General features: G+C 60.1%; 7 protein-coding genes and 1 pseudogene. 3 read left to right on the top strand and 5 right to left on the bottom strand.

Features of this window, described 5'->3' with window-relative positions; genetic code table 11:
- From gloB to ACXWUF_RS18375, 5 genes are all read right to left on the bottom strand, one after another.
- Positions 1 to 566: hydroxyacylglutathione hydrolase (gene gloB, locus ACXWUF_RS18395; RefSeq protein WP_458496058.1), on the bottom strand; the 566-nt coding region annotated here is incomplete at its 3' end.
- Positions 567 to 578: 12 nt separating this feature from the next.
- The gene (locus ACXWUF_RS18390) at positions 579 to 800 is read right to left on the bottom strand and encodes a hypothetical protein (protein WP_458496057.1); all 222 of its coding nucleotides are present in this window, start codon (positions 798 to 800) and stop codon (positions 579 to 581) included.
- Between the two features lie 11 nt (positions 801 to 811).
- Positions 812 to 1,291, bottom strand: coding sequence for a type II toxin-antitoxin system VapC family toxin (locus tag ACXWUF_RS18385; protein WP_458496056.1), 480 nt, complete (start codon positions 1,289 to 1,291; stop codon positions 812 to 814).
- A gap of 24 nt (positions 1,292 to 1,315) precedes the next feature.
- On the bottom strand, positions 1,316 to 1,918 hold the full coding sequence (locus ACXWUF_RS18380) for a thermonuclease family protein (protein WP_458496055.1): 603 nt from the start codon (positions 1,916 to 1,918) through the stop codon (positions 1,316 to 1,318).
- On the bottom strand, positions 1,918 to 3,525 hold the full coding sequence (locus tag ACXWUF_RS18375) for a MutS-related protein (protein ID WP_458496054.1): 1,608 nt from the start codon (positions 3,523 to 3,525) through the stop codon (positions 1,918 to 1,920). The genes ACXWUF_RS18380 and ACXWUF_RS18375 overlap by 1 nt, the downstream gene beginning before the upstream one ends.
- Before the next feature lie 332 nt (positions 3,526 to 3,857).
- Between ACXWUF_RS18375 and ACXWUF_RS18370 the strand changes: the two are divergent.
- From ACXWUF_RS18370 to ACXWUF_RS18360, 3 genes and pseudogenes are all read left to right on the top strand, one after another.
- Positions 3,858 to 4,194 (top strand): annotated as a pseudogene (locus ACXWUF_RS18370) (diguanylate cyclase domain-containing protein); the annotation flags it as partial.
- Between the two features lie 21 nt (positions 4,195 to 4,215).
- Positions 4,216 to 4,548, top strand: coding sequence for an EAL domain-containing protein (locus ACXWUF_RS18365; RefSeq protein ID WP_458496059.1), 333 nt, complete (start codon positions 4,216 to 4,218; stop codon positions 4,546 to 4,548).
- Positions 4,506 to 4,715 (top strand): EAL domain-containing protein, encoded by a 210-nt coding sequence (locus tag ACXWUF_RS18360; RefSeq protein ID WP_458496053.1) that lies wholly within the window; start codon positions 4,506 to 4,508, stop codon positions 4,713 to 4,715. Before ACXWUF_RS18365 ends, ACXWUF_RS18360 begins: the two co-directional genes overlap by 43 nt.
- Positions 4,716 to 4,990 lie beyond the last annotated feature (275 nt).

The following is a 4,990-nucleotide window of genomic DNA, read 5'->3' as shown; positions in this document are numbered from 1 at the left end:
GCCAGATTGCCCGGCTCGACAGTCAGCGCAAACCGGCCATTGGCCTGGGTGTATTCGTGGGCGCAGTAGATACGGGTGTCGGGCGGCAACTGGCTGATGCGGTCCAGCGAACGCCACATCTGTTCCGCCGTCCCGCCCAGCAAGCGCCCGCAGCCCATGGCAAACAGCGTGTCACCGCAGAACAGGGCTAGCTCGTCGGGGAACCAGTAGGCGAGATGACCTTGCGTATGGCCCGGCACGTCCAACACCTGAGCCTTGATCTGGCCCAACTCGACCACATCGCCCTCCCGCACGCCCACATCCAGGCCGGGAATCTGGCCCCGGTCCCGCTCGGCGCCGAACACCCGGCAGCCGGTTTGCTGTTTCAGGGTGAGATTGCCGCCCACATGGTCCCAATGATGGTGGGTGTTGAGGATGTGGGTGAGGTTCCAGCCCTTCTCATCCAGCGCGGCCAGTACCGGCTCGGCCTCGGCGGGATCGACCACCGCCGTGGCTAGACTAGCCGGGTCGTGGAGCAGGTAAACGTAGTTATCCTCCATGACGAGGATTTGGTGGATTTGGAGCATGGGATTAACCGCTTAATGCCTGTGTTCAGTCGCCGCACTCTCCGGCGGTTTGGTGGAAGGGCTGGTCGCGGAATCAAACTTATCCTCAGCCAAATGCAGACCGCTTGGGTCGAGCGCCTTTGCCAACTCTCCACGTTGGGCGGCCAAAAAAATGGCGTGCATATCGTTCCCGTAGGCGGCGGCGATTTTCTCGCGGGTTCGATGTATCTCTTCAATGATTGGGTCGCGCCACATCTGAGTCTCCTTCATCGGTTTTCCAATAATTCCAGGGGTGAGCAAATGTTCGGCATTCTGATATCCATGCTTTCACACACTGCCCTGATACTAGGCCATAGTTCGGCATTGGCGATGTGCCGGAAATTCCACGTCAACAAATAATCGGCGCGATGAACCGACGCGGTCGCAATATGGAAAGCATCCAGGCGTGCCTTTGGCGGAACGGCTCCGTTTGCCAATAACGCCGACGCCAAGGTTTCCACAATGGGCAATAGCTCTAATTGCTGAATGCCCACAAGCGCCGCCAATCTCTTCTCTGCCGCTTCGGGATTTCCGTTGCTCGCCTCACCCAAAACGAACTCCGAAACTCGGAGCTCGAATTGATGGCGACGTTCCAACCACCAATCTTGTGTGGCCTTCTGATGCGCCGCCACAATCAGGTCGCTTGATGGTCGGGCGGTAAGGTAACTGACGATGGAGGTTTCAACGTAAACCGTTTGCTTGCTCATATTCTGCCTCGGCCTACGACGAACTTAATTGCACCACTGTTGTTCGCAAGCAATCCCATCATTATCCCCATCCATTTTGGTGCCCGGACAGTTATTCAAGAAATATGTCGCCTCTGAACACGAGGTCATTTGCGAGCAATAAACCCGCCCATCGCAAGTGAAGACCGGCGAACTAGACGGGCAATGAACCCCGGAGCCAGCCCAAATACCGATGCACTTGAATTGCGCTTGGGCCTGCGCCCGCACGTAATCGGGATCGGTTTCCGACGCGAGCAACGCGGCCATGCCTTGCTCCACTTGATAGAGTCCCGCGTCGGCATAGAATTTTCCGCTCCAATTGCAATAGACCTTTCCGGTGACAACGCCCTTCACCGGCGGCGCGGTCACTTCGACGGTGAGCTTGCGGTTGCTCTTGCATAAGCCCGACAGGGACAGGCGGGAATCCTTGCCACCGCGCTTCTGTAACTGCGGGGCTTCGATACCGGCTAGCCGGACCTTCACGAGGGACTTGCCCCGCTTGGCCGTCAGGCGGTCCCCGGTCTGCACGCTGGCCACCTTGCCGGACCAGGTCTCGGCCACCGCCGCCAACGGCAAGGCCAGCATCAATCCAACGCACAGCCATTTCATCAGGCTTTCCCCGTCAAATAACGGGCGATGTCCTCCTTCGAGAACCCAATCTTCTTCGCCACCCGGTCGGCGTGGCTGACCCTGGAAATGCCCTCGATCAAACGATACGTGGGCTGGTCGTTCTTGAACTCCACCTGCCGGGCCAGACCAATCTTTTTTTGCTGGAAACGGTCCACCAGTTCGTGGTTGTGGGTGATGAGGATGGTGTTGTTGCCCTTCTGGCGGAAGCCGTCGAGGATGTTCATGGAAATCTCGATCTTCTCCTCGTGGGTGGTGCCTTCCGAGAGTTCGTCCATGATGACCAGGCTCTTCGGCGTGGTGGCGAGGAAGATGTCCTTGGTGCGGCGGAGTTCCGTGCCGAAGCGCCCTTCCCCGTCGGCCAAATGGCTGATTTCCGGCATCTGGTAATAAATACGGTCAGCGGCGGAGAGTTCGGCCTGTTCCGCCGGGACGTAGCCGCCGATCTGGGCAAGCAACTGGGTCTGGGCCAGGGTCTTGCAGAAGGCCGTCTTGCCGCCGCTGTTGGGTCCGGTGACGAGGGTCAATCGCGCCTCCTTCAGCGCCAGATCATTGGGGACATAGTCCGGGTTGCCTTTGCCTAGAATGGGATTGCGCACGTCCTTCAACACAATGCAATGCTGGTCGGCGTCCACCACGGTCGGCAGCACCATGGGATGGCCGAAGCCTTCTTTGAGGCGGATGAAGCTCATCAGCTCGTCCACCATGCCGAGGCTGTCCACGAAGTTCTGCACGTCGCGGGATTTCTTGAAGATGTCCCGCAACGGATAGATGCAGCCGTCCCGGTCAAAGCCGCCGACAATCGGGATATACAGCAGCGCCATCGGCAGCATGAACAGCCAGACCGCCGGCCCGAGCGAGCCGAACATACCGAACACCACCGGGATGAATTCCATCAGCAGCAGGATGACAAGCACCATCACCGCCAGCCCCACTGGCTTAAACAGCGACGGACGGAACCGGACCCCCGGCGTGAACCAGCCCTTCTCGGCCTGGGTCGCCATGCCCTTCTCGGTGCGATAGGCCGGGCCGTGCGCTAGGGCGTAGGCGCGGGACTTGGCGAAATCCTTCAAATCGTCCACCAGAATCCGCAGGTACTCGCTTTCCGGCACCGGCAGGCGATGGGCCGCATCCACCAGGCTGAGCATGAAACGGGTGCCCCGGATGTAGGTGGCGTAGCCGTAGCCCTCGATTTCCAGCGTGTGGGCGGGCGAGCTGAACATGCCCATGAAGCTGCCGAACAGCAGGTCATAGAAATCCTTTTCCAACGCCTTGGCCTGTTGTAATAAGAGTTCCAAACCTTTTCGCAGGGCTTCGTTCGATTCAATCTCCCGCACCGCGTCCTGCTTGGCCCGGATCAAATCGCCCGAGGCCAGGGGCCGCGCCAGCGAGCGGTACAGCGTCGCTTGGCCGGTCAGGGTGGTGGCGTGGTTGACGCTGTCGAACAGCTTGTCCACCTCGATGGACTGGAAGGTGGAGGCGTCGATGACGTTCTCGCCGCCGCCCGGCGTGACGCCGCGAATCGCGGGAGGCTCCTTGGCGTCGGATTGCAACAGGGGGACGTACAGGGGGTTGACGATTTCTTTCATGGCGCGGGAACCTCAGCGGTGTGGGAATTGGCGACGTAACCTACACCTTGGCGGAAGCTGCATCAACAAGGGGGCAAACAAGGCTTGTGGAATCGCCGGAAAAGACCTACGAAAGAGGTCGGAAGTGAGGGCAGTGTCCCAGGCGTGGATTCAGAACCTATCAAGTCTTTTATAATCAGAAAGTTAATGCTCTTCATATCCATGTCGAGAACACTGCCGGTTTCCCAAGCCAGGCGCGAGCTGCACCGCTTGGCGTATGTGGATACCGTGACCCAACTACCCAACCGCAACGTCTTCAACCAACGCCTGGAGGGAATGCTGGCCCGCATGAGGTGCCACCATGGCCGCTTGGCGCTGTGTTCCTGGACCTCGATAATTTCAAGTTCATCAACGACACCTTCGGCTACCCCGCCGACGATCAATTGCTGTTCGGCGTGACCCGCCGACTTTCCGAGGCCCTGCGGGCATCCGACCTGCTGTGCCGTCTGGGTGGCGACGAATTCGCCCTGATTCTTGAAGACAGGCGACCAAAACGCCGCCGCCGAGACGGCGCGGCGCCTGCTTGAAGCGCTGGAGCCGCCGTTCATGGTTGAAGGCCGGGAAATTTACGTCAGCACCAGCATCGGCATCAGCCTCTATCCGGACGACGGCACCGATCTAGAATTCCTGCTGAAAAGCGCCGACACCGCGATGTACCACGCCAAGGAGCAGGGCCGGAACAATTTCCAGTTCTTCTCCAAGGAGCTAAATCGACACGCCGCCCGCCGCCTGGAACTGGAAACTGGCTTCCGCCGCGCCCTGGAACGGGGCGAGTTCCACTTGGTTTACCAACCCATCTTCGATCTGGAATCCCGTCGAACCACGGGGGTAGAGTCCTTGCTGCGCTGGCAATCGCCGAATGGTCCCATCACCCCCGACGAATTCATTCCGGTGGCCGAAGAGAGCGGCATGATCCTGCCCATCGCCCATTGGGCCTTGCGGTGGACGATTTCGGCACGGGCTATTCCTCCCTCAGCTATTTGAAGAAGCTGCCCATCGCCAAGCTCAAGATTGACCGGAGCTTCATCGCCGACTTGCCCGACGACGGCGATGCCAGCGCCATCACCGAGGCCATTCTCGCCATGGCCCGAAGCCTGCGCCTGATGACGGTTGCGGAGGGCGTGGAGACGGCGGAGCAGATGGAATCCTGACGCGGCGTGGCTGTGATTCGGTGCAGGGCTACCATATCAGCAGGCCGGTTTCGGCGGACGGAATCACGGCCTTGGTGTTGGGCGAGGGGAAACCGACGCGAAGGGCGGTGGCGGGAGGGGTGAGGCTTGAGGCTTTCGGTGGCGGCCTGCGCGCACCGGAAATTTAAGCGCGGTTGAAGGCACACCGCCATTAAGTTGAATCAGGCTCCGGCCCCGCTGGCTTCGACTCCGCTCAGCCAGCGAGGCCAGAGCCAGCCGCCGTTCGCTGGGCGGAG

The organism is Methylomagnum sp. (genome assembly GCF_054333355.1).
The sequence above is the reverse complement of the archived record's forward strand: the minus strand, read 5'-3'. Positions and strand labels throughout refer to the sequence as shown.

Bases quoted from the DNA above. Each gene is read 5' to 3' on its own strand.
- ACXWUF_RS18390 (WP_458496057.1), bottom strand. From the start codon at position 800: ATGTGGCGCGACCCAATCATTGAAGAGATACATCGAACCCGCGAGAAA.
- ACXWUF_RS18385 (WP_458496056.1), bottom strand. From the start codon at position 1,291: ATGAGCAAGCAAACGGTTTACGTTGAAACCTCCATCGTCAGTTACCTT.
- ACXWUF_RS18380 (WP_458496055.1), bottom strand. From the start codon at position 1,918: ATGAAATGGCTGTGCGTTGGATTGATGCTGGCCTTGCCGTTGGCGGCG.
- ACXWUF_RS18375 (WP_458496054.1), bottom strand. From the start codon at position 3,525: ATGAAAGAAATCGTCAACCCCCTGTACGTCCCCCTGTTGCAATCCGAC.
- ACXWUF_RS18365 (WP_458496059.1), top strand. From the start codon at position 4,216: ATGTACCACGCCAAGGAGCAGGGCCGGAACAATTTCCAGTTCTTCTCC.